This is a genomic window from Devosia sp. P2_G7 (assembly GCF_056403495.1).
In genome coordinates this window covers 23310-48127 of the sequence record NZ_JBFUFI010000017.1, presented here as the reverse complement: position 1 = coordinate 48127, position 24818 = coordinate 23310, and the positions used below count along the sequence as shown (strand labels likewise).

The 24818-nt window shown below is 65.4% G+C and carries 14 protein-coding genes; 5 read left to right on the top strand and 9 right to left on the bottom strand.

From position 1 onward, the window contains the following. The first annotated feature begins 2 nt into the window (after nucleotides 1-2). The 5 genes from AC1DWU_RS21640 (at nucleotide 3) to AC1DWU_RS21620 (ending at nucleotide 5816) form a co-directional block, all read left to right on the top strand. Nucleotides 3-1022: an ABC transporter ATP-binding protein gene (locus AC1DWU_RS21640; protein ID WP_477152082.1), complete on the top strand. Its 1020-nt coding sequence runs from the start codon at nucleotides 3-5 to the stop codon at nucleotides 1020-1022. 3 nt (nucleotides 1023-1025) lie between these two features. Beyond that, nucleotides 1026-1871: an ABC transporter ATP-binding protein gene (locus tag AC1DWU_RS21635; protein WP_477152081.1), complete on the top strand. Its 846-nt coding sequence runs from the start codon at nucleotides 1026-1028 to the stop codon at nucleotides 1869-1871. Between the two features lie 157 nt (nucleotides 1872-2028). Further along, entirely contained in the window at nucleotides 2029-2991 is a 963-nt protein-coding gene (locus tag AC1DWU_RS21630) for a mannonate dehydratase (protein WP_477152080.1), read from the top strand. Between the two features lie 12 nt (nucleotides 2992-3003). Next, nucleotides 3004-3840, top strand: coding sequence for an NAD-dependent epimerase/dehydratase family protein (locus AC1DWU_RS21625; RefSeq protein WP_477152079.1), 837 nt, complete (start codon nucleotides 3004-3006; stop codon nucleotides 3838-3840). Between the two features lie 116 nt (nucleotides 3841-3956). After that, nucleotides 3957-5816, top strand: a complete 1860-nt coding sequence (locus AC1DWU_RS21620; protein ID WP_477152078.1) for a glucose/sorbosone family PQQ-dependent dehydrogenase — start codon at nucleotides 3957-3959, stop codon at nucleotides 5814-5816. Between the two features lie 65 nt (nucleotides 5817-5881). On the opposite strand, the gene AC1DWU_RS21615 is transcribed toward AC1DWU_RS21620, so the two are convergent. The 9 genes from AC1DWU_RS21615 to AC1DWU_RS21575 all read right to left on the bottom strand — a co-directional run bounded on the left by AC1DWU_RS21615 (nucleotide 5882) and on the right by AC1DWU_RS21575 (nucleotide 24817). Continuing rightward, nucleotides 5882-6628: a Crp/Fnr family transcriptional regulator gene (locus tag AC1DWU_RS21615; RefSeq protein ID WP_477152096.1), complete on the bottom strand. Its 747-nt coding sequence runs from the start codon at nucleotides 6626-6628 to the stop codon at nucleotides 5882-5884. Nucleotides 6629-7197: 569 nt separating this feature from the next. Beyond that, on the bottom strand, nucleotides 7198-7374 hold the full coding sequence (locus AC1DWU_RS21610; protein ID WP_477152077.1) for a hypothetical protein: 177 nt from the start codon (nucleotides 7372-7374) through the stop codon (nucleotides 7198-7200). Nucleotides 7375-9190: 1816 nt separating this feature from the next. Next, nucleotides 9191-11317 (bottom strand): penicillin-binding protein 1C, encoded by a 2127-nt coding sequence (pbpC, locus tag AC1DWU_RS21605; RefSeq protein ID WP_477152076.1) that lies wholly within the window; start codon nucleotides 11315-11317, stop codon nucleotides 9191-9193. After that, on the bottom strand, nucleotides 11314-16797 hold the full coding sequence (locus AC1DWU_RS21600) for an alpha-2-macroglobulin family protein (RefSeq protein ID WP_477152075.1): 5484 nt from the start codon (nucleotides 16795-16797) through the stop codon (nucleotides 11314-11316). The genes pbpC and AC1DWU_RS21600 overlap by 4 nt, the downstream gene beginning before the upstream one ends. 111 nt (nucleotides 16798-16908) lie before the next feature. Beyond that, entirely contained in the window at nucleotides 16909-19548 is a 2640-nt protein-coding gene (locus tag AC1DWU_RS21595) for a nitrate reductase (RefSeq protein WP_477152074.1), read from the bottom strand. Between the two features lie 12 nt (nucleotides 19549-19560). Beyond that, entirely contained in the window at nucleotides 19561-19893 is a 333-nt protein-coding gene (nirD, locus tag AC1DWU_RS21590) for a nitrite reductase small subunit NirD (protein WP_477152073.1), read from the bottom strand. Nucleotides 19894-19898: 5 nt separating this feature from the next. Continuing rightward, entirely contained in the window at nucleotides 19899-22349 is a 2451-nt protein-coding gene (gene nirB, locus AC1DWU_RS21585; RefSeq protein WP_477152072.1) for a nitrite reductase large subunit NirB, read from the bottom strand. Next, nucleotides 22346-23638 (bottom strand): MFS transporter, encoded by a 1293-nt coding sequence (locus tag AC1DWU_RS21580; RefSeq protein WP_477152071.1) that lies wholly within the window; start codon nucleotides 23636-23638, stop codon nucleotides 22346-22348. The genes nirB and AC1DWU_RS21580 overlap by 4 nt, the downstream gene beginning before the upstream one ends. Before the next feature lie 384 nt (nucleotides 23639-24022). After that, nucleotides 24023-24817 (bottom strand): ABC transporter ATP-binding protein, encoded by a 795-nt coding sequence (locus AC1DWU_RS21575; protein ID WP_477152070.1) that lies wholly within the window; start codon nucleotides 24815-24817, stop codon nucleotides 24023-24025. Between the last annotated feature and the right edge of the window lies 1 nt (nucleotide 24818).

Genomic DNA, 24818 nt, shown 5'->3' with positions numbered 1-24818 from the left:
CTATGAACCTTGCAACCACGGAAACCGTAGCGGGGCGCAGCGGCACGGCTACGGGGACCAGCCCGATCCTGCGCGTCGAAGACCTCGTCGTCACCTACTACACCGACCTCGGCCGGGCCCGCGCCCTCGACAATGTCAGCTTCACCCTCGAGGCCGGCACGAAGATGGGCATGGTCGGCGAGTCCGGCTCGGGCAAGTCGACGCTTGCCCTCGCCATGATGCGCATGATCAAGCCCCCCGGGCGGATCGAAGGCGGCCACGTCTGGGTGGGCGGCACAGACCTCCAGTCCCTGAACGATGAAGGCATGCGCAAAGCCCGCCTCTCGAAGATCGCCTACATCCCGCAGGGCGCCATGAACTCGCTCAATCCGGTCACCCGGATCGGTGAGCAGATGGTGGACGCCATCAAGTCCCACCTGTCCGGTGAGAGCCGCCAGGCGATCAACGACCGCTGCGTCTGGGCGCTGAAATCGGTGGATCTCGATCCCGGTGTTTTCCACATGTACGCCCACGAACTGTCGGGCGGCATGAAGCAGCGCGTCTGCATCGCCATCGGCATCCTGCTGCGCCCCGAAGTGATCATTGCCGACGAGCCGACCAGCGCGCTCGACGTGGTCACCCAGCGCCAGGTGATGGAAACCATCGACAAGGTGCAGGACGAGATCGGCGCCGCCGTCATCCTGATCGGTCACGACATGGGCCTTATGGCCCAGACCATGGACCGGGTGGCGGTGATGTATGCCGGCCGCCTTGTCGAGGTGGCGACGGTGCGCGAGATGTTCACCGATCCCAAGCACCCCTACTCGCAGGCGCTGATTTCCAGCCTGCCCACGCTCGACAACCGCGGCAAGTTCCAGGGCATTCCGGGACTTGCGCCGTCACTGCATCGGCTGCCCAGCGGCTGCGCCTTCCACCCGCGCTGCCCCTATGCGTCCGATCGCTCCCGCAAGGAGAAACCCAAGGTAAACGTGCTTCCGGGAGGACGTCTCGTCGCCTGCAATCTGTATGACGAGGAGACCTGATCCGTGGCCAACCTTCTGGAAATCCGCAACGTCACCAAGGTCTACCAGCGCGGCCTGCTGAGCTCGCACGCCAAAGTCGCGTTGAAGGAGTTCTCGCTGACGCTGAAGGAAGATGAGCCGACCATCCTGACGGTCGCCGGCGAGTCGGGCAGCGGCAAGACGACCCTCGCTATGCTGCTGCTGGGTTTCATCACCCCAACAACCGGCGAAATCCTCTATCGCGGCAAGAACATCACCACGCTGCGCGGCAAGGAACGCCTGGCATACCGGCGCGAAGTGCAGGCAGTGTTCCAGGACCCGTTCGCGGTGTTCAACCCGTTCTACACCGTCGATCACCTGCTGACCGTGCCGATCAGGCAGTTCAAGCTGGCCAAGTCCGGCCGCGATGCGCGAGCCAAGATGGACGAGGCGCTCAACACCGTGGGCCTTCGACCCGAGGACGTGCTCGGCCGCTTCCCGCACCAGCTCTCGGGCGGCCAGCGCCAACGCATCAACGTTGCGCGCGCCCTGCTGCTGAAGCCCCGGCTGCTGATTGCCGACGAGCCGGTGTCGATGGTGGACGCTTCGCTGCGCGCCAACATCCTCGAGTCGCTGAGAAACCTGCACCGCGACCATGGTGTGACGATCATCTACATCACGCACGACCTGACGACGGCCTATCACGTCGCCAACTCGATCACCGTGCTGTATCGCGGCGATGTGGTGGAGAAGGGTGACGTCGAGAGCGTGATCCGCAATCCGCAGCATGCCTATACGCAGTTGCTGGTCGACTCGATCCCCTGGCCCAACCTTGACCAGAAATGGGGTCAGCGCCGCGACTTGACCCCCGAAAAGGTACTGGGCAGCTAAGCCGGAACAGCGAGGCTCCCGGCCTGATCGGAGACCATCCAAAAGCCCAAGCGACAGGCCCCGCGGGGCCGTGTTCACTCTGTCCGCCGCCTGCATTGTTTTAGCCCTATTGCCGGCCGTTATTACCCTCGCCTCGCCTTCAAGGACCTTCTGCGCCATGCTCGAGATTGCCGAATTCATTAATCCCACGCCCTCGCCGCTCTGGAAGCTGGCCAAGCAAGCCGGTGTGGACCTGGCGGTCGCCGGTCTGCCGTTCGATACTCTGCAGGCAGGCGAACGCGTCTCGAGCCTATCGGCGCTACAGCGCATGAAGGACGTCTACACCGAGGGTGGCTTTGACATCCGCGTCATCGAGTCCCGCCCCCCGCTGAACCTGGCCAAGCGCGGGCTCGAAGGCCGCGACGCCGAAATCGACGTGGTCTGCGAGCTGCTCACCAACATGGGCAAGCTCGGCATCCCGGTCTGGTGCTACGAGTGGATGACCGACTTCAACTGGGTCCGCACCAACATGGCGACCCCCTCGCGCGGCGGATCGGTGGTCACCAGCTTCAACGTCGACGACGTGCCGGACAACCTCACCTCCAATCCGCCGATCAGCGAGGAAAAGCTCTGGGAGACCCTCGAGTACTTCCTGCGCCGCGTGCTGCCGGTGGCCGAGAAGGCCGGCGTGAAGCTCTCGATGCACCCGGATGATCCGCCGATCACCCCGATCAAGGGCGTGAGCCGCATCATGCGCACGATCCCGAACTACCAGCGGCTCATCGACATGCTGCCGTCGGACTACAACACCATCACCATGTGCCAGGGCAACTTTACCCTGATGACCGACGACCTGCCGCGCGAGATCAGGAAGTTCGGCAAGAAGATCAGCTTTGTGCACTTCCGCGATGTAAAAGGCATCCCGACCAGGTTCGAGGAAACCTGGCATGACGCGGGCAAGACCGACATGCTGGCCACCATGCGCGCCTACAGGGACATCGGTTTCAGCGGCGTGCTACGCCCCGATCACGTGCCGACCGTCGAAGGCGACAGCAACGAACACGCCGGCTACTCGTCGTTTGGCCGCCTCTACGCCATTGGCTACATCCGCGGCCTGCATCAGGCCGTCTACGCCAGCTAAGGAATTCCGATCATGAAGATCGCACTCACCGGGTCGTCCGGCGGCATCGGCCGCGCCATCATCGTCGAAGCCGCCAAGCAGGGCCACACCCTCGTCTGCATCGACCGTGTCGCCGCGCCCGAAACCGAGGAAGCCAGCAAGCTGCACTTCATCCAGGCCGACATGAGCGAGTATGACAAGCTCGTCGAAGCCTTCGCCGGCTGCGATGCGGTCATCCACATGGCAGCCATCCCCTCGCCCGGCCGTCATCCTGACCACATCGTCCACAACAATAACGTCGTGGGCAGCTACAACGTGCTGCGCGCCGCGGCCGAGCACAGCATCAAACGCGTCTGCCAGGCCTCCAGCGTCAACGCGATCGGCCACTCCTACAGCCGCAACCCGCGCTACGACTATCTGCCGCTCGACGAAGAGCACCCGAACTACACCGAGGACCCGTATAGCCTCTCGAAGTGGATCTGCGAGCAGCAGGCCGATGCCTTCGTACGTCGCTATGAGGACATGCGCATCGCCAGCATGCGCTTTCACTGGGTGGTACCGGAGCGCGAGCTCGCGGCCCGTAGCTTCACTGCCAACAGCACTCCTGTCGACGCCGCCAAGCACCTGTTCGCCTACACCCGCTTCGACGCCGCGGCGCGCGCCTGCCTCCTCAGCCTCACCGCCGATTTCCATGGCCACGAGGTGTTCTACATCGTCGGCCCCGACACCACAGTTGACGTGCCGAGCCTCGAACTGGCCGCCAAGCACTTCCCGAACATCCCCATCAAGGGCGATCTCAGCGGCTTCCGCAGTTTCTTCAACTCGACCAAGGCCGAGCGGCTGCTCGGCTGGAAGCACGACTTGTCATAACTCCGTGTCTGGCGATTAACGCTCGCTAGACGCTGTCCTCGATACTGCTTGCTGAAACCCGGAACCAACCCGCCCGCCGCGGGTTGGACCGTCGGTCCACCCCCTGGAGGAACGCCATGAGACTCTCTGCAACGTTCGCCCTGGCCACCGTACTTTTGGGCACGGCTGTCCCGGTCTTCGCGCAAGATGCACCGGACTCTGCGGTGGTGGGCACCAAGCAGTTCGAAATGAAGGAGCTCACCAACGGGCTCGAGGGTCCGTGGGAGATCACCTGGGGACCGGACAACTGGCTGTGGGTGACCGAACGCACCGGTGGCAAGATCACCCGCGTCAATCCGGCTGACGGCACCAAGCAAGTCGCGATCGATATCGAGGAAGTCTCGGCTCCCGGCGGACAGGACGGCCTGCTCGGCCTGGCGCTTGATCCGGGCCTGCTGAAGGATACCGGCAACGACTACGTCTACACCGCCTACAGCTATGTCGATAAGTCGCTCGGCGGCATCCCCTGGGTAACGGACCAGTTCAGCCCGTATCACGACCTCTGGGTCAAGATCGTCCGTCTGAGCTACGACAAGGCGACCGGCAAGCTGTCCGACCCCGTGGACCTCATCACGGGCATGCCCGGCAAGAACGACCACAATTCCGGGCGCCTGAAGTTCGGCCCCGATAGCAAGCTCTACTACACCATCGGCGATGGCGGTAAGAACCAACTCGGCAACTGGTGCATTCCCATCGAGGCGCAACGCCTGCCCACCGCCGACGAAGTGGGCGGCAAGAACTGGATCGCCTACCAGGGCAAATCGCTGCGCCTCAACCTCGATGGCTCGATCCCCGACGACAATCCGGAGCTCGATGGTGTGAAGAGCCACGTCTTCACCTACGGCCATCGCAACATGCAAGGCATCGACTTCGGCCCCGACGGCACGCTCTATGCCTCCGAGCAAGGTCCCAAGACCGACGATGAGGTGAATGTCCTCGTCGCCGGCGGCAATTATGGCTGGCCGCATGTCGCCGGCTTCAAGGACGACAAGGCCTATCAGTACGCCCGCTGGGCCGATGCAACGACGCCCTGCGCGCAGTTGACCTTCAGCGACATCACCATCGATCCGTCGGTGCCGGTCGAGGATGAAACCAGCTGGACCGGCGAACAGCAGGATCCTGTCGCGACCCTCTTCACCGTTCCCAGCGACTGGGACTTCACTGATCCCGCCTGCGGCGGCATCGACTTCATCTGCTGGCCGACCGTCGCCGCTTCCAGCATGCAGGCCTACTTCCCGGCTGCAGGCGAAGGCATCCCCGGCTGGGAGAACTCGCTTTTGGTTACCACACTGAAGCGCGGCTCGATCTATCGGGTTCCGCTCGCCGCGGACGGCAAGACGGCCGCCGGCCCCATCGAGCGCTACTTCCAATCTGAGAACCGCCTGCGTGACATGGCGATCAGCCCCGACATGAAGACCTTGTACGTCGCGACCGACGTCAGCGGCCTCGTCGGCACTATGGACGGCGGCGCCGGCACCACGCTGCAGAACCCCGGCGCCATCCTCGTCTACACCTACACTGGCGAAGGCGATGGCACGGCCGCGACTAGCACGACTAAGGAGGCCCCGGCGGCAGGGGCGGCGGCCGCAACGCCCGCATCCGGCAACCCGGTGACTTTCACCACCGAACAGGCCGCACGCGGCAAGACCGCCTACGACGCCAACTGCGTTTCGTGCCACGGCCCCGATCTGGTGAGCGCCAACTATGGACCGCCTCTTGCCGGCGAGTATTTCGCGGGCAAGTGGATCGGCCAGACCGCCGCCGCGCTCTACACCCATACGCACGATCGCATGCCGCCCTCGCGCGCCGGCCAGCTAGGCGACCAGACCTACGCCGATCTCGTCGCCTACATCCTCCAGGTCAACGGTCTCGCCGCCGGTGACACTGAACTGCCCCCGGATGTGGCCAAGCTTGAGACCATGGTCATCGCCAAGTAGCAGGCGTCTGATCCGAAAACGAAAAAGGGGCCGACGGGCCCCTTTCATTTGGCGGTGCTCCTGGCTCAGAAGCCGACCTTGCGGTGCTGCCGCGGCTCGTCGCTATCGAGATCCGACCCGAATTGGCCGAGCAGCGTCTGGTATTCCTTCTCCGCCAGGCCATAGGCGCCGTTGGTGAACTGCGCCAGGCCCGCCCTATCGACGATGGCCACAACGCCGCGCATGGTGCGGATGAGGCCCCGCGCCTCGAGATCCTGCAATGCCCGGGTCACGCCGGCCCGGCGTACCGCCAGCATGACGGCGAGAAACTCGTGGGTGATCTGAAACGACTCGCCAAGGCGGTCGCCGACCATCAGCAGCCAGCGAGCCACCCGCTGCTCCAGCAGCAACCGGCCATTGGCCGATGCCGTCGAGGCGACCTGGACGGAGAACGCCTGGGCGTACCGCATGAACAACTGGTGCAGCGATGGGCTATCGGCAAGTGCCGCACGCAGGTTCTCCGGCTCGACCCGCACCGCAGTGCCACCGCCCTGGACGAACGTGCTGAACGGCGTCGTCTCGACCCCATGCACCACCGACAGTCCGGTCATACCCTCAGGACCAATGAGCCCGACTTCGATGATCCCGCCATCGGCATCGTCGGCGACGACCGAGGCAAAACCGCGCTCGATGAAGTAGATCGAGTCGACGCTGCGGTTGGCCACCTCGAGGGCGTTGTGCGGAGCCAACTCGATGCGCTTCATCGGCCCCAGCAACTCCAGGTCATGCTCGGACAGGCGCGACAGCAGGCCATTCTCGAATTGCGGGGACATGAAAGACAAGCGTCACGCTCCTACTGGAGCGGCGCGCCCGGTAACTGTTGTTTCCCTGTTCAGGGCCGGCGTAAACGCGCCGCAACTGCCATGGGCTACCGCTCATGCCAAATATCAATGTCCAAGTGAAGCTGCGCCCCCCGCAGATTCCCTTGCGCTATAAGACGCGCCCCTTGGGGCCGTTGATCAAGCGCGGGCGGCATTCTGCCACCGTCTACCGCCACCGACGATATGCCTGAAAGCTAACAGGTCTTCCCTGCAATACGATCAGCACACAATCATATACTTCACCAAACGGTACGAAACCGTACAATGCACCGTCTATATTGTGGCAACGACTAAAGTTACATCACGTGACGGGGTTGATCAAGGCGACATTCAGGTCGCTCGGCCGTTGAAGCGCCACTCGATAGGTGAGGCTGCCGGCTAGATTGTGACAGAAGTACGAGTAGCTGCGACACATCGATTCGAGCCGTCGAAATAACGGTGAAAATCCCGCCTTCGTAGGCATGTCAGTAACGGCACGACGTTGCAGTCAGTTTCTTGCGAAGCTGCCGCTTAACCATTCGCTAACGCTGCGCTGTTTCTGCCACCAAACTGACCGGGCGCTGGAGCAACGTGGTTGTGGGTGTCTGGCCGGTCACCTCGTGCAGGTGCAGGCAGAGCTGCTGCTGTGCCATCACCGGTGCCACCATGGCCCCGACCGCGAGTAGCGCGATCACACCGAGTGCCACCATCATCAGCATTGAGGGCATTCCAAGGTCCTTTCATCACTCACAAACGTCGGCCTGTGACAGACCCGCCTCGAATTGCCGATAGCTCAGCGGCCTCCAACGAGATCGCAGAACTGGCCGGTGAACCTGGCACACAAGAACATATCCGCTGCTCGGCGTTGCCGCCTGCCGCGAAAACCTGCGAGGGGCTGAGGAGACGACCATCCGGACGGCAGGGCCTCCGCCCGGATGGTCCGTCGACCGCTTGCTGCTTCCAACCGAGGGCTGCGTCGGTCTATGGTGGCCTTGGGGGCTCGCGAGTCAGCGATGGGGAGCCACCTGGAAGCATCATGCCGTTGGTCGAACCGGACGAAGCCAAGGCCTCACATCTCAACTTCATCCGACCTTATCGACACTATGCTCAAGTACTAATGAAACTCAGAATGGGCGATAGTTATTTAGAACCGTTGTTCAATCAATTTTAATGGCCGTCGGTACGATAGCGAACTGCAACCTTCCAAGCAACAAGTCCAAGTCGAGCGAACTAAGCTTGAGAGTTCTGTTTGCGGCAAAGCTGACGCGCGACGAGATCGATATCAATAAAAACGGGAAGCCCATCCGTCACACGCCTGGTCGCGGCGGGTAAAGTGAACGCCGCGAAGCTACAGCGAATGGAGAGGGGAGGAGGGAGCTCCACTCGTCAGCAGCCTCGCAGCGCTCCACCAATGCCCGGTGATCACCCGGACTTGGGATACCGCGACTTGCCGCTTCTGCGGCCATAGCGGGATCGGGGGTTCAACAGCGCCGGAGCAATGACTCGGCACGGATCGAACCTTCGATCCGCGAGACGCCGGTCCTGTTGGACGTCCGAAGAGTGTGTGTCGCCGGCGGGCTCTCGGCCCTGTCGTCCGCCTATGCGCGGGGAAGCCGGCAGTGAGACACGGTATGTATCGGTCGAATACTGTACTAAGTGGTTTGGCAAAACGTCAACGATACCCGCAAGCTTTGTTCGGCATCGAACATCACCCGTACGCTGAAACACTCTGTGGTTGCTGTAGCAGGAATTGGCCTCCGCATATTGCGAAGTGACTTTGCACGAGCTTCTTGGCCAGCGCCGCTCCCGCAGACAACAACGCCGGTGACCGGCGGATATCGCATTTCGACGCTCAGCGGTGTATCAGGGAAATGGCGCCGCCCGGCAGGTGGTCCACCGAGCGGCGAAGTGAGGCGAACATACTATCGCGGTTCCGCCGTTCCGTTTTGATGAAGCCGGTAAGGCGTAGTCGCATCTAATTGCTGCGGTTTCTGCCATGACCCGGGCGCTCCCCAGGCCGTAAGTTGCACCCCGCTCGCCGCGAGTGCCAGTCGTTCGCCGGGCGCATCGACAGCCTGCGCCGCGGCAAAAGCGAGAACCCCGAGTGACAGGACAGCGGACGTGGTGACCAGCAGAACTCTCTTGGAAACACGCATCGCGGGGCTCCTGGATTCAGCCAGCGCCTGAGCTGGTACCGTCGCTTTCGCAGCGCGGTGACTCGGGGCCTACGATCAGGCACGCCACCTGACGCGGTGGGAGACGTCATCCGGTGCCACGACGCCGGCGGCCACAGCCGGCGTGCGTGGCATGGTCAGAACGACCGCGGCGGCGAGAAGGGCGATACGGCCGAAGGCAGATGCCGTCGAAACGCGGGACCGTCCCGGCGCCAATCGATCGCGTGTATCTGGCATGGTCTGCTCACTCATCGGCTCGAGCCACGCGTGAGGCGGGCGGATATGGAGTGAGGCGATATGAGACTGGACGGCAGAACTTGCCGAAGCCCTCGCGCCCAGCGGGCATTCGAATTGATTTGGCTCAGTCGAGAAACACCTTCACCGAGTCCGACCGTCCTTCGGCGTCCACCACCGAGAGCGTCACGAACCCCGGCCCATCCGGCCGCCAACTGTTCTGCCTGGCAAAGGCCGAGCGGCCGAACGGCGCACCGTTGGCGAAGAAGGTGAAGGGCGGCACGCCATTGCGCACCTTGACGATCAGCGGCGCCTCGTTGCCCGAGGCGAGCCCCAGGTCAACGTCGACGCCATCGGTCGGATAGGCGATCTGCGGCGCCGCATCGCGCTTCACCTTCTGCTCGTCCGGATGGCGGAAGCGGCGCAGCGGCAATGGCAGCTCCGAGTTGGAGGCAAAGATCGTCCCCGGCGGCGCATCGCGCAGCGGCACCGTCTTCTCGGCCAGCCGGTCGAAACTCTCGAACAGGATCGGCGCCGCCGCCCGGATCCCGGTGATCCCCGGGATCTGCGAGTTGTCGGGCCGGCCGACCCACACCCCGATCACGGTCTTGCCATCGAAGCCGATGGCCCACGCGTCGCGATAGCCGTAGGACGTGCCGGTCTTGTAGGCGATGCGCCCGGCCGAGCCGTTGAGCGGCGGCGGCACGTCGGCGAGGATGTTGGCGACATACCACGCCGCGATCGGATCGAGCACCGGCGCCGGCGTCTCAGCCTCGTCCGGCACCGCCGTCACCCCATCGCGCAGCACCACGGGCGTACCGCCCCGGCCGATCGCCGCATAGATCGAGACGAGGTCGCGCAGTGTCAGGCCGACGCCGCCGAGACCCACCGCAAGGCTCGGCGCCGTATCCGCCGGCAGCCGCGCCGCGGCGTGCGCCCGCTTGATGCGCGACACCAGCCGCGCCGGCCCGACCGCGTCGAGCACCACCACGGCGGGAATGTTCAGCGACTCGGTCAGCGCCTGCCGGATACTGACCGTGCCGCGATTGAAGCCGTCGAAGTTGACCGGCACATAGCCGTTGAACGCCGTCGGCCGGTCCTCGATCAGGCTCTCGGGATGCGCCAGTCCCAGCTCGAACGCCAGCCCGTAGATCAGCGGCTTCAGCGTCGAGCCAGGCGAACGCACCGCCTCGGTCATGTCGACATAGCCGGCGCTCTCGGTGTTGAACAAACCGGCCGAGCCGACCGAGGCGAGGATGTTGCCGGTCTGCTGGTCGGCGACGACGATCGCCACCGACAGCTTCGAGCCGAGCTGCGCCGCGCGGTCGGCGCCTAGCCGCTCGAGCTTCGCCTGCAGCTGGCGCTCGATGGTCAGCTCGATCTGCCGCGCATTGGGGCGCGCCTTCACGGCCGCCTCGGCGAGGTGCGCCGCATACATCGGGAACTCGCGCCGCGCCTTGGGCATCGGCTCGAGCTTCGCCGCCTCGGCCTCCTCGGCGCCGATCACCCCTGCCCCGACCATACGATCGAGCACCAGGTTGCGCGCCGCCCGCGCCACTTCGACATCGCGGTCCGGCCGCCTCGCTTCGGGCGATTGCGGCAGCGCCACCAGCAGCGCGCACTCGGCCGTGGTCAGCCGCCCCGGTTCCTTACCGAAATAGGCGAGGCTGGCCGCGCGAATACCCTCGATATTGCCGCCATAGGGCGCCAGCGTCAGGTAGAGCGTCAGGATCTCGTCCTTGCTGAGCGTCCGCTCCAGCGCATCGGCGTGCACCATCTGGCGCAGCTTGCCGGCGACGTTACGTGTCGGCTCGCCGCCGATCAGTCGCGCGACCTGCATGGTGAGGGTCGAGCCGCCCGAAACGATCCGCCCTGCCCCGGCATATTGCACCGCGGCGCGCAGCATCGACGGCCAGTCGATGCCGTGGTGCTCGGTGAAGTGCTGGTCCTCGTAGGCCAGCAACATCGTGATGAAGCGTCGATCGACCTCTTCGATCGTCACCGGCAACCGCCAGCGCCCATTGGCCGTGGTGAACGGCCGAAGCAGCAGCCCGGCATTGTCGACCACCGCGGTCGAAACCGGCACCGCCGACACCACCGGCGTGGGCGGCAGCGTGGCGCGGATATCGCGCAGCACGGCCAGCCCATACTGGCTGCCGACCAGCGCCACGCCCGCGAAGACGATAAGCGTCGCAGTAAAGAGCCCCGGCGCGCGGAAGCGCCGGGGCTGCTGTTTGGGTGCGGCCGTGCTCATGGCCCGGTCGCGCTGACCTCGATCTGGCCAGCGTCGGTATTGGCGCGGAGCTCCGGCCGGTACATGTCTTCGACCGTGGCGCCCGGCATCACGAAGCTGCCCGGCGAGACGGCACGCACCATGTAGGCGGTGGTGACGCTGCTGGCAGCCGACGTGAACCTGAATGCGGCGACGAACTGGTCGGTCCGCGATTCAACGTGCGCCGGCGTATCGACGGTCAGCCAGCTGAGATCGGCAACGCCTGAGCCCTGCAGCAGGTCGGGGTTCTCGATCTCGAACCCGGCCGGCAGCGGATCGGCCACCACGTACTGGCCCGAACCGAGCTGGGTCGGCTGCGTCGTCAGCACCACCACGAACCGGTCGTTCTGGTGGATATTGCTGAGGTCGGCCGGCTCGCCGTTCGGCAGGTAGTAGTCCCGCGAAATGGTGAAGCCGTTCGAGCTCGCCGCCGGCGGGGTCGCCGGGATGGCGGTGACGGTCACCTTCATCTCGGTCGGCCGGTTGCCGTTGTTGGCGATCTCCACCGGAGCACTGTCGAACGCCTCCTGGTCGTAGCGGCGATAGACGGTGCCGGTCAGCGGCTCGCCGTCGATCGTCACCGATCCATCGCCGGCCTCACGGGCCAGCGCCGAGGCAGCGACCAGCGTCCACGCATCCTCCTGGGTGGAGGTCCAGCGGGCCTGGTCACGCAACGTCGCGAGCTTGGTGGTCAGCGCCGCGATATCGACACCCGACGGCGTGAACTCGGCAGCGAGTGCAAGCACTCCGGCCGTATCACGCAGCTGGCTGCCGTAGTCGTTGCGATACTTCGCCCGGTCCTCGCGTGCCTTGAGGTCCTCGACGGCCGCCTGGAAGGCAGTCGCCGCACGGGTACGGTCGCCATAGAGGGCGAGCGCGGCACCGAGCTGGGCCTTGGCGAGCGGCGACCCGAAGGCGCTGAGGCGCGCCTCGAGGTAGTAGCGCAGGTCGCCGATGGCAGCCCGGCCGGCGCGCGCCAGGTCGTAGAGCGCGAAGGCCACGTCCTCTCCGCCGACCGTGAAGTCGGTAGCGTAGGACACCTGGTTGCCGAGGTTGTCGAGCGCCCGGGTCATCGCCAGCTCCGGCACGTCGTACCCTTCCGCCTTGGCGCGGAGCAGGAACTCGGTGACGTAGGAGTCGAGCCACAGGTCGGTGCCATCGTACGGTCCCCAGAGGCCGAAACCGCCGCTGGAGGTCTGCTTGGCGAGCAGGTTCTTGATCGCGTCCTTGACCCGCTGGGTGATCGCTTCGTCATCGCCCAGACCAATCATCGAGGCGACTTCGTTGAGATAAAGCAGCGGCAGGGCACGGCTCGAGGTCTGCTCGGCGCACCCATACGGGTAGCGGTCGAGCTGCATCAGCAAGCCCGGCACATCGAGGCGGGCAATCGGACCCACCGCGAGCGTCAGTTCCCCGGTATGCGGCACCATGTCGGCGAAGAAGCTCGCATCGAGCATCGTCTTGGCGCCGACTTCCAGCGGGATCAGCTGGCTGGTGGTCACCGGTGCGCTGGCGGCGCGGACCCCGAGCGTCAGCTCCTTGGTCTGCGTTGTCCCATCCGGAGCGGTGACGATCACCTTGAGCGTCTGGTCGCCGATTGCCGTGCCGGTGAGGCTGAGGTAGAGCGCGGTGCGCTCGCCCGTCGGCAGGTCGACCGTCGTCTCGGCCGCATCGGTCGAGAGCCCCGTCCCGGTCTCTAGCGCCACCTCGTAGGTGCCCGGCTGGCCGGCAACGTTGTTGACCTCGACCAAGAGCCGCGACGTGTCGTCGAGACGCAGGAACCGCGGCGGGCTCAGGTTCACCACCACCGGATCGCGCACGATCACGTCGGCGGAGCCATGACCCACGGCGCCGGCGCTCCACGCCATCGCCATCAGCCGCACCGTCCCGTTGAAGTCCGGCATGTCGAAGCTGACCGTCGCGGTACCGTCAGGCCCCACTTCGACGATGCCCGAGTGCAGCGCCACGAGGACCGTGGTCGCCGGCGGCGTGCCGAAGCGCGAGGCGCCCTCGTCACCACCGGTACGGAACGCGCCTGTCGTGCCCTGCATCGGATCGATCAGCTGGCCATAGAGGTCGCGCACCTCGACGCCGAGCTGGCGCTGGCCGAAGAACCAGCCATCCGGATCCGGCACTTGGAACTTCGTGAGGTTGAGGATGCCGAGGTCCACCGCCGCAACCGCGACATAGGCCTTGTCACCCGGCTGAACGTTGGCGAGCTTCACCGTGGTGGTGAAGGCCTGGCGCGGCAGCGCTTCCTTCGGCGCATCGAGCGTCAGGTCGAGCTTCAGGTCGCCCGGCTCCACGTCGGCAAAGGCGAGGCCGAGCGCACGCGCCGGCATCCGCTTGGCTTCCACGCTGGCCGGCCGATAGAGCATTGCCGTCACATAGGCGCCCGGGCCCCAGTCATCGGTGACTTCCAGCGGCACGGTGGTGCCGCCTTCCGGCACTTCGACCGCTTTCATGTCGATGATCCGGTCGTCGACCACCATCACCAGCGCCGTACCCGCGAACTGCGGATCGAGCTTCAGGTTGGCCGTCTCGCCCTTGCGATAAGCCGGCTTGTCGAGCGCTACGGAGAGGGTGTCCGGCGTGTCCGAGCCCGCTTCCGGATAGTAGTAGCCGGCATAGAACTCGTAGCTGGACGAGGTCGCGCCTTCACCGGTGCTCGACACCTCGAGCCGGTACTGGCCCCAGCTCACGGGCGCGCCGATGGCGACCGGGCCGGAGGCGAGCGCATCGACGGTGCCGTTGGCCACTTCGCGCGTCGTAGTGACGGCTTCCCACTTCCAGGTGCCGCTGTTGCGGTACCACTGGTAGGTGGTCTCGACCCGCGACAGGCTCCACTCGAGCCCGGCCTTGTCGACGGTCGCGCCATCGGGCGCCACCGCGATCACGTCGAAGCTGGCTTCGCTGCCTTCGGCAAGCCCGCTGGCATCCTCGAAGCGTGGCTTCAGCCCAATGCGATTGCCATCGGCCAGCACCGGACGGGTGAGGCTGCGCTCGATGGCGCGGCCATTGCTGTCGACGAGGCGCATGATCAGCTGTGCCTCGAGCGGCCGCGTCGTCGACTGCGGCGCACTGACCGTCACCTCGGCGGTGACATTGCCGGATTCGTCGGTGGTGCCGACGACGCCGAGCGGTTCGCGCGAGGTCTCGAACGTGTCGTCGAGACGGCCGAACGTGTAGCCCGGGTAAGCCGGCAGCGAGGTCACCGGACGCAGCACCGCATCGGCCTCGACCGCGAGGTCGGGCGCCGTGGCGCCGTAGAGATACTTCGCCGTCACCTCGACCGGGGTCACTTCGCCGGTCTTGATCGGCTCATCCGCCGCGCTGATCTCGAACGCCAGCCGTTCCGGCTCGAAATCCTCGACGAGGAAGCCGACATTGGTCAGTGCATCGGCCTTGGGGTCGGCATAGAGCCGCATCGTCCACGAGCCGCGCATGGCTTCGGAGTCGAGCGTCACGGCGCTGAAATAGCCGCCGGCGCCTGCGTCGTTGAGCAGTTCAGTGGTCGAGATCACCCCGTCCGGACGCTGCACCTCCAGTGTCAGCGGCAGGTCGGTCACCGCCTTGGCGTGCACATCACGCAGGATCGCGGTGAGGAACACCGTCTCGCCCGGGCGATACACGCCGCGCTCGGTGGTCGCGAACAGGTCGAGCGGACCCGGCGACGGCCGGCCCTCGACACCACGATCGGTGAGATCGAACGCCGCCTTCGACACGTCGAGGAACGCATAGTCCCCGCCATCGGTCTCGGTGGTGATCAGCTGCGGCGCCCGGCCGCCTTCGCCGCGCGACAGGCCCGGCGCGAAATCGGCCCGGCCATCGGCATCGGTCACCGCTTCGCCGAGGATCTCGTTATTGACGGCGACGAGCCGCACCTTGGCATTGGCCACCGGCTGCGCGCTGGTCAGCGAGCGCACGAACGCGTGCACGCCGTCATCGCCCGTCACCGTGGTCAGGCCCAGGTCGGTGACGATGAACCACTGCGTCGCGACTTCTTTCCAGTATTCCTGCTGCACGCCGTTGACCTTGGCGGTCACCACATAGGCGCCCGGCTGCAGCTCCTTGACGATCTCCGCGACCGGGATCGCCGTCACCGTCATGGCGTTCGGCGCGCCCTGCGCCAGGTCCACCTGGCCTTCCCAGGTCTTCTCGCCGGTCGAATTGGCGACGTCCTCGGCCGAGTAGCCGTCGAGCGTGCGCTGGAAGATGCCCTGGCGCACCGCGGTCGCGATCGAGCGGTCGCCGATCCGGTAGATCACCACGTCGGCGGTCTTGGCGTTCACCGAGGTGATCGGCAGGCCGCCGCCGAGCCCGGCGGGCATCACGTAGGCACTGTTGGCAAAGCCGACGAACGGCGCACGATCGGGCACGTAGAGGTCGAGCTCGACATCGGCGCGCAGTTGCTCGCCATTGGCCGACGGCAGGCCCGAGCGCAGCTTGATGTGGTAGCGCCGGCCATGCTCGACGCCGGTGATGCAGATCTGGCTCTGGTCGCTTTCAACCGCCACAGTCGGCGCATTGTCGACCACCACGTAGCTCGAAAGGTCGGTGCCGCCAGCAGGCAGCGAGTCCGAGAACACCGCGCAAATGCGCGGGTTGGCCGCTTCGGCATCCACCTGGTTCGAGGTGACGCGGAAGCCGTGCTCGGCGACCGCCTTCTCCAGCGCCGCTTCCAGCGTGGCATTGTCGACCAGCGCAAGGCTGGCGCGATAAAGCGCAATGGACTCGCGCCACATCTCACGACGCGACAACGCCACGGCCAGCGCACCCAGCGCATCGGCGCGCTCGGCAACGGTCTCGGACAGCATGAAGGCGTTCATCGCAGCATAGGACGAGTTGACCGCGAGGTCGTAGACACCGTTGCCGGCCGCTGCTTCTATCACGGCACGGGCCTCGCCCTGCGCCGCGAGCTTCAGCCATACGGACGGGTCGTTCTTGTTGATCGCCAGCGCCTGCCGGTACGACACCATCGCCGCCGAGGGGTTCGACTGGGCGGACGCCTCGTCACCCGCGGCAACGAGGTCGGCATAGGTCACATCCGGCGGCGGCGGATCGGTCTGTGGTAGGCTGGTCGCCAAGTAGCGGGCGGAATCGATCAGGTCCTGCGCCGGGAACGGCAGTTCGCTCAGCCGCGCTTCGAGGTTCTCGGCCAACGGCGGGGTAAAGTCGACGCGGCCGGACGTGGCGCCCTTGAACGCCGTCTCGGGGCCGACATCGCCCTTAAGGAAGCACCACTTGGCCTTTTCGTTGAAGGTGAAGGCGCGGCAGATCTTGTCATCGGTACAGGCGGCCGAGCAGGCGTCGATATCGACGTCCTTGATCACCGAATAGTCGAAACCGGGAAGATCTGTGCCCGGCAACAGCGTGATGTTGCGGTCCGCCGCTTGGGCAGGTCCTAGGAGGAGGGCTCCGGCCACAACAAGCCACCAGATCGACCGAAAAAGCCGCTGCATTCCCTCACCCCTGTGATCTCTTATAGTTGCGCTACCCTATGATGACGGGGGCTGAACGACAAATGAATGAAGGCGCGCAAAGTCGACGAAACCCGGTTGCGGGGCGCGGTGCTACTCCGCCGCTTCGAGCCGGTTGAGTTCGATCAGCCCGCGGATTTCCGCGCGGCACGAGCCGCAATTGGTCCCCGCCTTCAGCGCCGCGCCGATCGCGTCGACGGTGTGGCAACCGCCGCGTGCCGCCTCGGCGATCTGGTTGGCGCCAACCGAGAAGCAGGCGCAGACGATCGGGCCGGGGTCCGGACGATCGGCTCCAGGACGGCCGACCAGGATGTCGGCCCGCCGCGCCGGCTTGATGTTTTCGGTCAGCAGCGACACCGCCCACTGTCGCGATACCAGCACCGGATCGGGCGATAGGAACAGCGCGAACACCAGTTGGTTGCCGTCGAACAGCGCGAGGCTCTGACGTCCGGTTGCCTTGTCGGTGATGGTCAGCGGCGCCGTCTCGGGCGCCAGCTGGAAGGCCTCGCGCGCCCATTCGAGCGGGTCGGCGAGGTCATCGAGAAACGCCAGCTCGGCGCGCCAGCCGCCGGTCGTCTCGGCGATCGCCCAGTAGTCCGCGCCGGCCAGCTCCGGCCGCTTCCGGCTCACCGCGAAGCCGTAGCGCCGCGCCAGGGCCGGCCCTACGCTTACCGTCGCCATCTTCAACGCCGGCTGTCCTGATTGCGGGTCGGTCTGCCCGGTGACCAGCGCATCGACGCGGCCGGCGGCGGAGAACTGCCCGGTCCAGTGCATCGGCACGAACACTGAGCCCTTCTGCTGGCGGTCCGTCACAAGCGCCCGCACCAGCGCCGAACCATGCCGGTTCTCGAGCCGCACCAGGCTCGCATGCCGGATGCTCTTTTCGAACGCATCGTCCGGATGCAATTCGGCGAACGGCTCCGCCATATGCGCCGACAGTCGAGGCGTCTTCCCCGTCCGCGTCATGGTGTGCCAGTGGTCGCGTACCCGCCCGGTGTTCAGCACCAGCATTCCCGGTGGCGGCACGATCGGCGGCGGCGGTGCCACCGCCACGAAGCGTGCCCGATTATCGGGGGTGAAGAACCGTCCATCCGTGAACATCCGCGCCGTGCTGCGCACCGAGCGCACCGGCCACTGCACCGGCTGCAGCCCGTCATACTCGGCGTGCATCAGCCCCGACAGGTCGAAGTCGCGGTTGCCGTTGTTCTCGAACGCCGAGAGCGCCGCGTGCTCGGCGAATATCTCGCCCGGCCGCTCGTACGCGAAGGCCTCGGCATGCCCCATCCGCCGCGCCACCTGGGTGACGATCCACCAGTCCGGCTTTGCCTCCCCCGGCGCCGCGAGGAAAGGCCGCTGCCGCGAGATCCGGCGCTCGGAATTGGTCACCGTGCCGTTCTTTTCACCCCAGCCCGCCGCCGGCAGCCGCACATGGGCTTCGACCGCCGTATCGGTCGCCGCGTTCATGTCCGACACCACGACGAACGGGCAGGCGCGGATCGCCGCCCGCACCTTGTCGGCCTCGGGCATCGAGTCCACCGGGTTGGTCGCCATGATCCACAGCGCCTTCACCTTGCCCGCACCGATCGCCTCGAACAGGTCGACCGCCTTCAGCCCGGGCTTGGTCGCCACCCGCTCCGAGCGCCAAAACCGCTGCAGCCGGTCGACATTGATGGCGTCGAAATCCATGTGCGCGGCCAGCATGTTGGCGAGCCCACCGACCTCGCGGCCGCCCATCGCATTAGGCTGCCCGGTCACCGAGAACGGGCCCATCCCCGGCATGCCGATGCGACCGGTGGCGAGGTGCGCGTTGACGATGGCGTTGACCTTGTCAGTCCCCGTCGCCGACTGGTTCACGCCCTGCGAGTAGACGGTCACCGTCCGCGTGGTCTCGGCGAACCAGTCGTAGAACACCGCGATATCGCGCACGCTGAGCCCGGTGGCCTCGGCCACCCGCTCGAGGCTCCAATTCCGCGCCACGTCCAGCGCCGCGCCAAACCCATTGGTGCTCTCGGCGATGAACTCGGCATCGACCGCATTCCGCTCCGCCAGCGACTTCAGCAGCCCGACGAACAGCGCCGTGTCACCATCCGGCTTGATCGCGAGATGCAGGTCCGCCTGGTCCGCCGTGGTGGTCCGCCGCGGATCGATCAAGACGATCCGCATCCCCGGCCGCTCGGCCTTCGCCTTGATGATCCGCTGGTACAGCACCGGGTGGCACCAGCTGAGGTTGGAGCCGACGAGGATCATCAGGTCTGCGAGTTCAAGGTCCTCGTAGTTCCCCGGCACCGTGTCCGAGCCGAAGGCCCGCTTGTGCCCGGCCACCGACGAGGCCATGCAGAGCCGCGAGTTGGTGTCGATGTTGCCCGAGCCGATGAACCCCTTCATCAGCTTGTTGGCGACGTAATAGTCCTCGGTCAGCAGCTGCCCCGAACCATAGATGGCGACGGAGTCAGGCCCATGCTCGGCAACGGTCTCGGCGAAGGTATTCGCCACGAGGTCCAGCGCCTGGTCCCAGCTGGCCCGCTCGCCGCCGATCTCCGGGTGGAGCAGCCGCCCCTCCAGCGACAGCGTCTCGCCCAGCGCAGAGCCCTTCGAGCAGAGCCGCCCGAAATTGGCCGGATGCTCCGGATCACCGGCAATCGTCACCGAGCCATCCGGCTGGGGCGTTGCGAGCACCCCGCACCCCACCCCGCAATAGGGGCAGGTGGTGCGGACCGTCTTGGGGTCGGCCATGGTTGCTCCGCCCTACTCCGCCGCCATAAGCATGACCTCGGCCGCCATGAAGATGCGCCCTTCGACCACGTTCACCGCGAAGGTCCGTACCTGTCCCTCGTCCGCGCCCTGCGCCTCGCCAGTCGCGAGATCGAACACCCAGTTGTGCAGCGGACAGGTCACCGACCCGCCATGCACGATACCTTCACTGAGCGGGCCGCCCTTGTGCGGGCAGCGGTTCTCGATGGCATAGACGTGGTTCTCCGCCGTGCGGAACACCGCGATTTTCCCAGCCGGGGTGGTAACGCAGCGCGCACCCCGCAACGGGATCTGCTCGATGCGACCGATTTCGACCCAGTCTTCCATCAAGCTCACTCCGCTGCCTGCGGCACGCCGAATTCTGCCAGAGCGGCGAATTCGTGTGCGTCCTTGCCATTGACCCGCTCTTCCCACGGGTCGACCTGGGCGAATTTCTGCGAGAACACGAACCGGTCGTAGTAGAAGCGGCGCTTCCCCAGATCGCGAACGATCGAGGCCTGGATCGACTCCATGCCCACCCGCTTCAGCCACTTGTACATGCGCTCGAGATAGCGCCCCTGCTCGCGATAGAGCTGGGTCAGTGCTGCGATGATCTCGATCGCCTCATCCTCGCTGTCGGCATGGCAGAGCGCCTCGGTGCCCTTGATGTCGAGGCCGGCAGCACCGGCGAAGACGATGTCGTAACCGGAGTCCACGCAGATCACACCGACGTCCTTGCACGTCGCCTCGGCACAGTTCCGCGGACAGCCGGAGACTGCCATCTTCACCTTGGCCGGGGTCCAGCTGCCCCACATGAACTTCTCGAGCTTGATGCCGAGCCCGGTCGAATCCTGCGTGCCGAATCGGCACCAGTCCGAACCGACGCAGGTCTTCACTGTACGAAGGCCCTTGGCGTAGGCGGCGCCCGAAACCATGCCGGCGGCGTTGAGATCAGCCCACACCCCCGGCAGGTCTTCCTTCTTCACGCCGAGCAGGTCGATGCGTTGGCCGCCTGTGACCTTCACCGCCGGGATTTTGAACTTGTCGGCGACGTCGGCGATGGCGCGCAGCTCGTTCGGGCTGGTCATGCCGCCCCACATGCGCGGCACCACCGAATAGGTGCCGTCCTTTTGGATGTTGGCGTGCACGCGCTCGTTGATGAAGCGCGACTGCCCGTCATCCTCGTATTCACCCGGCCAGGTGGCGATCATGTAGTAGTTGAGCGCCGGCCGGCACTTGGCACAGCCGCAAGAGGTCTTCCACTCGAGCTCCTGCATCAGCTGCGGGATCGAGCGCAGTTCCTTGGCAATGATCAGCCGGCGGACGTCGTCATGGCCGAGATCGGTGCACTTGCACATCGGCTGCACCGCCGATGGGTTGTAGCTGTCGCCTAGTGTCAGCAGCAGGAGCTTTTCGACGAGGCCCGTGCACGAGCCGCAGCTCGCCGAAGCCTTGGTGTGAGCGCGGATGTCGTCGAGCGACGTCAGGCCCTTCGCCGTGATGGCGCCGGTGATCTTCGATTTGCAAATGCCGTTACAACCACAGATCTCTGCCTCATCCGGCAAGGCTGCAACGGCCGCCGTAGGGTCCAGCGGGGCACCACCCTGATAGTTCTGGCCGAAGATCAGCGTGTCGCGCATTTCGCGCGTGTCGACGTTGCGCTTCAGCATGTCGTAGAACCACGGCCCGTCCCCGGTATCGCCGTAGAGCACCGTGCCGATGATCTTGTCGTCGCGCAGGATCAGCCGCTTGTAGACGCCGGCCGTGGCGTCGCGCAGCACGATCTCCTCGCGATCGTCACCCTCGGCGAAGTCACCCGCCGAATAGAGGCTGATGCCGGTAACCTTGAGCCGGGTCGCCGTGGCGACCGGGACGAACGTCGCCTTCTCGTCGCCGCAGAGCTGGGCGGCGAGGACATTGGCCATGTCGTAGAGCGGCGCCACGAGGCCGAAGGTTGCTCCATTCACCTCGACGCACTCGCCGAGCGCGTAGATCGAGGGGTCGGAGGTGCGCATCTGCGCGTCGACCACGATACCGCGGTTGACCGCCAGCTCCGCCGCCTTGCCGAGCGCGGCGTTCGGCCGGATGCCGACCGCCATCACCACCAGGTCCGCCGGCAGGATAGTGCCGTCGGCCAGTTCGACGCCGGTGACGCGCTTGTCGCCGAGGATCTGCTTGGTATTGGCCGCGGTCAGGACTTTGACCCCGCGGGCCTTCATCGACTCGCCGAGCAGGTAGCCCGCCGCCGGATCGAGCTGCCGCTCCATCAGCGTCGGCATCACGTGCACCACGGTGACGTCCATGCCCTGCTCGTTGAGTCCAGCCGCCGCTTCGAGCCCGAGCAGGCCGCCGCCGATGACCACCGCCCTGCCCCGCGCTTTCGCCGCCATCATCATGATGTTGACGTCGTCGAGGTCGCGATAAGTGACGACGCCGGCGAGGTTGACCCCCGGCACCGGGATGATGAACGGCACCGAGCCCGTCGCGATCACCAGCTTGTCGTAGCTCTCGGTGATGCCATTGGCCGAGGTGACCGTCTTGTTCACCCGGTCGATCGTCTCGATCTTGCAGCCCTTGTAGAGCGTGATGCCGTGCTTGATGTACCAGGCGTCACCGTGGATCACGATGTCGTCGAAGCTCTTTTCGCCCGACAGCACCGGGCTGAGCATGATGCGGTCGTAGTTGACCCGCGGCTCGGCGTTGAAGATCACCACGTCGTAGCGATCGGGGTCGGTCTCGAACAGCTTCTCCAGCGCCCGCCCAGGCGCCATGCCGTTGCCGACGATGACGAGTTTCTCTTTCACTGAACTGCCTCCAGTTGAAGTTGTCCCGCGGGCTGCGTTGGGCTCTGCCGGGTCATGCGGCGGACGGTGAAATGCATCAGCCCCAGCGACACCACGACGAGGACGAACAGCGCGATGAAGCAGCTGCTCCACAGGCCCGTGACGTCGTTGAGCCAGCCGAAGAGCAGGGGCAGGATGAATCCGCCGAGCCCGCCGATCATCCCGACAAGGCCGCCCACCGCCCCGACGTTCTCCGGGTAGTAAGCGGGGATGTGCTTGTAGACCGCGGCCTTGCCCAGGCTCATGAAGAAGCCGAGCACGAACATCAGACCGATGAACGCCCAGGGGCTGATGGCAAATGGAACGCTGAAGCTGCCGGCGATGCCATGGATCGTCACGTCGCTCGTCGGCAACGCCAGGATGAACGTCGCTACGGCGGAGACGCCGAAGGTCCAGTACATCACTGTCCGCGCCCCGACCTTATCGGAAAGCGAGCCGCCGTAGGCCCGGAACAAGCTGGCCGGGATCGAGTAGGCGGCGGCGACCATGCCCGCGACTTTGATGTCGAAGCCGTAGACGCCGATCAGGTAGCGCGGCAGCCACAGGGTGAGGGCAACGAACGCGCCGAAGGCGAAGAAGTAATAGAGCCCGAAGCGCCAGACCCGTACGTCTTTGAGCGGCGCGAACTCGGCGGCGAGGCTGCGCTGCGGCGCCCCCTCCTTCCGGCGCTTCACCAGCACCGGATCGTCCTCGGTCGAAAACCAGAACACTACCGCCATGACGGCCAGCACCGCGGCCCAGGCAAGCGCCACGGCTTGCCAGCCGAACGCCACCATCACGAAGGGCGCGAGGAACTTCGTCACCGCGGCGCCAACATTGCCGGCGCCGAAAATCCCAAGCGCCGTGCCCTGCTGCTTCTGCGGATAAAAGCGCGACACATAGGCGACGCCGACCGCGAACGACCCGCCCGCGAGGCCGACGCCCAGCGCCGCCACCAGGAACTGCTCGTAGGTGTGTGCGAAGATCAGCAGCGACGTCGCCACGGCGGCCGCAAGCATGGTCACCGTGTAGACGAGCCGCCCGCCATACCGGTCGGTCCAGATGCCGAGCCCGATGCGGACCAGCGAACCGGTCAGCACTGGTGTGCCGATCAATAGCCCGAACTGCGTCTCGGAAAGGCCGAGCTGATCCTTCAGCGCCACCCCGATGATCGAGAAAATCGTCCAGACGGCAAAGCAGACGGTGAAGGCGATGGTCGACAGCGCCAAGGCTCGGCGCTGCGAACTGGTTTGAGCATCGGGACTAGTCATATTCGCTCCATTGGTGAGAGCCGGAAAACAAAAAGGCTGCCGAAGAAGCACGACCCGCGGACCGGGACCGAGCATCTGTTGGCAGCCTTGCCTGTTGGGGAGCGCCCATCATTGGACGCAAGGTCATCGCGGGTTTCGCGTTTCGCTAGCTACTATGCACGCGGCGTGCCAAACCGGCTTCTCGGAAAAATCCTGTTACAAAACATACCGTTACGCGGATGGGCAGAAATTAATCAGACAGCGGAACTGACTAATCCGAATCCAGACTGACCAAACACGTGCACAAAATTTACTCGCCAATACCCTGTGGTCAATATTTAGGCACATCACCTGAAGCCGCCACCCTCCCCTCAGAGGGGAGGGATAGCCAGCTCTTCAGCTTCCTCAAGCCGCCTCGACGAAACGATGCCGCTCGTACAGGAACTTCAGTACCGCCTCGCGGCACTTGAGGTAGCTGCGGTCGGTAGCCAGATCGAGGCGCCGGCGCGGGCGCGCCAGCGGCACCGACAGCACTTCGCCGATCCGCGCCGCCGGTCCGTTGGTCATCATCACGATCCGGTCACTCAGCAGCACTGCCTCGTCGACGTCGTGGGTGATCATGATCATGGTGTTGTTGAGCCGCTCGTGGATCTCCATCACCGCATCCTGCAGGTGCGCCCGGGTCAGCGCGTCGAGCGCCCCGAACGGTTCGTCGAGCAGCAGGATCTTGGGCTCCATCGCCAGCGCCCGGGCAATGCCGACGCGCTGCTTCATGCCGCCCGAGATTTCAGCCGGACGCTTGTCCTTGGCGTGCCCCATCTGCACGAGGTCGAGATTGTGCATGATCCAGTCGTGCCGCACCGCCTTGGTGCGGGTGGAGCCGAACACCTTGGCGACGGCGAGGTTGACGTTCTCGTAGACCGTCAGCCAGGGCAGCAGCGAATGGTTCTGGAACACCACGGCCCGCTCCGGCCCCGGCTCCGACACGATCTTGCCCTCGAGGAAGATTGCGCCGGAGGACACTTCGGTGAGGCCGGCGATCAGGTTCAGCAGCGTGGACTTGCCGCAGCCCGAGTGGCCGATGATCGAGATCACCTCGCCCTCGGTAATCTCCAGGGAGATGTCCTTGAGCACTTCCGAGGTCGCGCCGTTGCGCTCGAAGCTTTTGTCGACGTGGTCGATCTTGAGATAGGCGGTCATG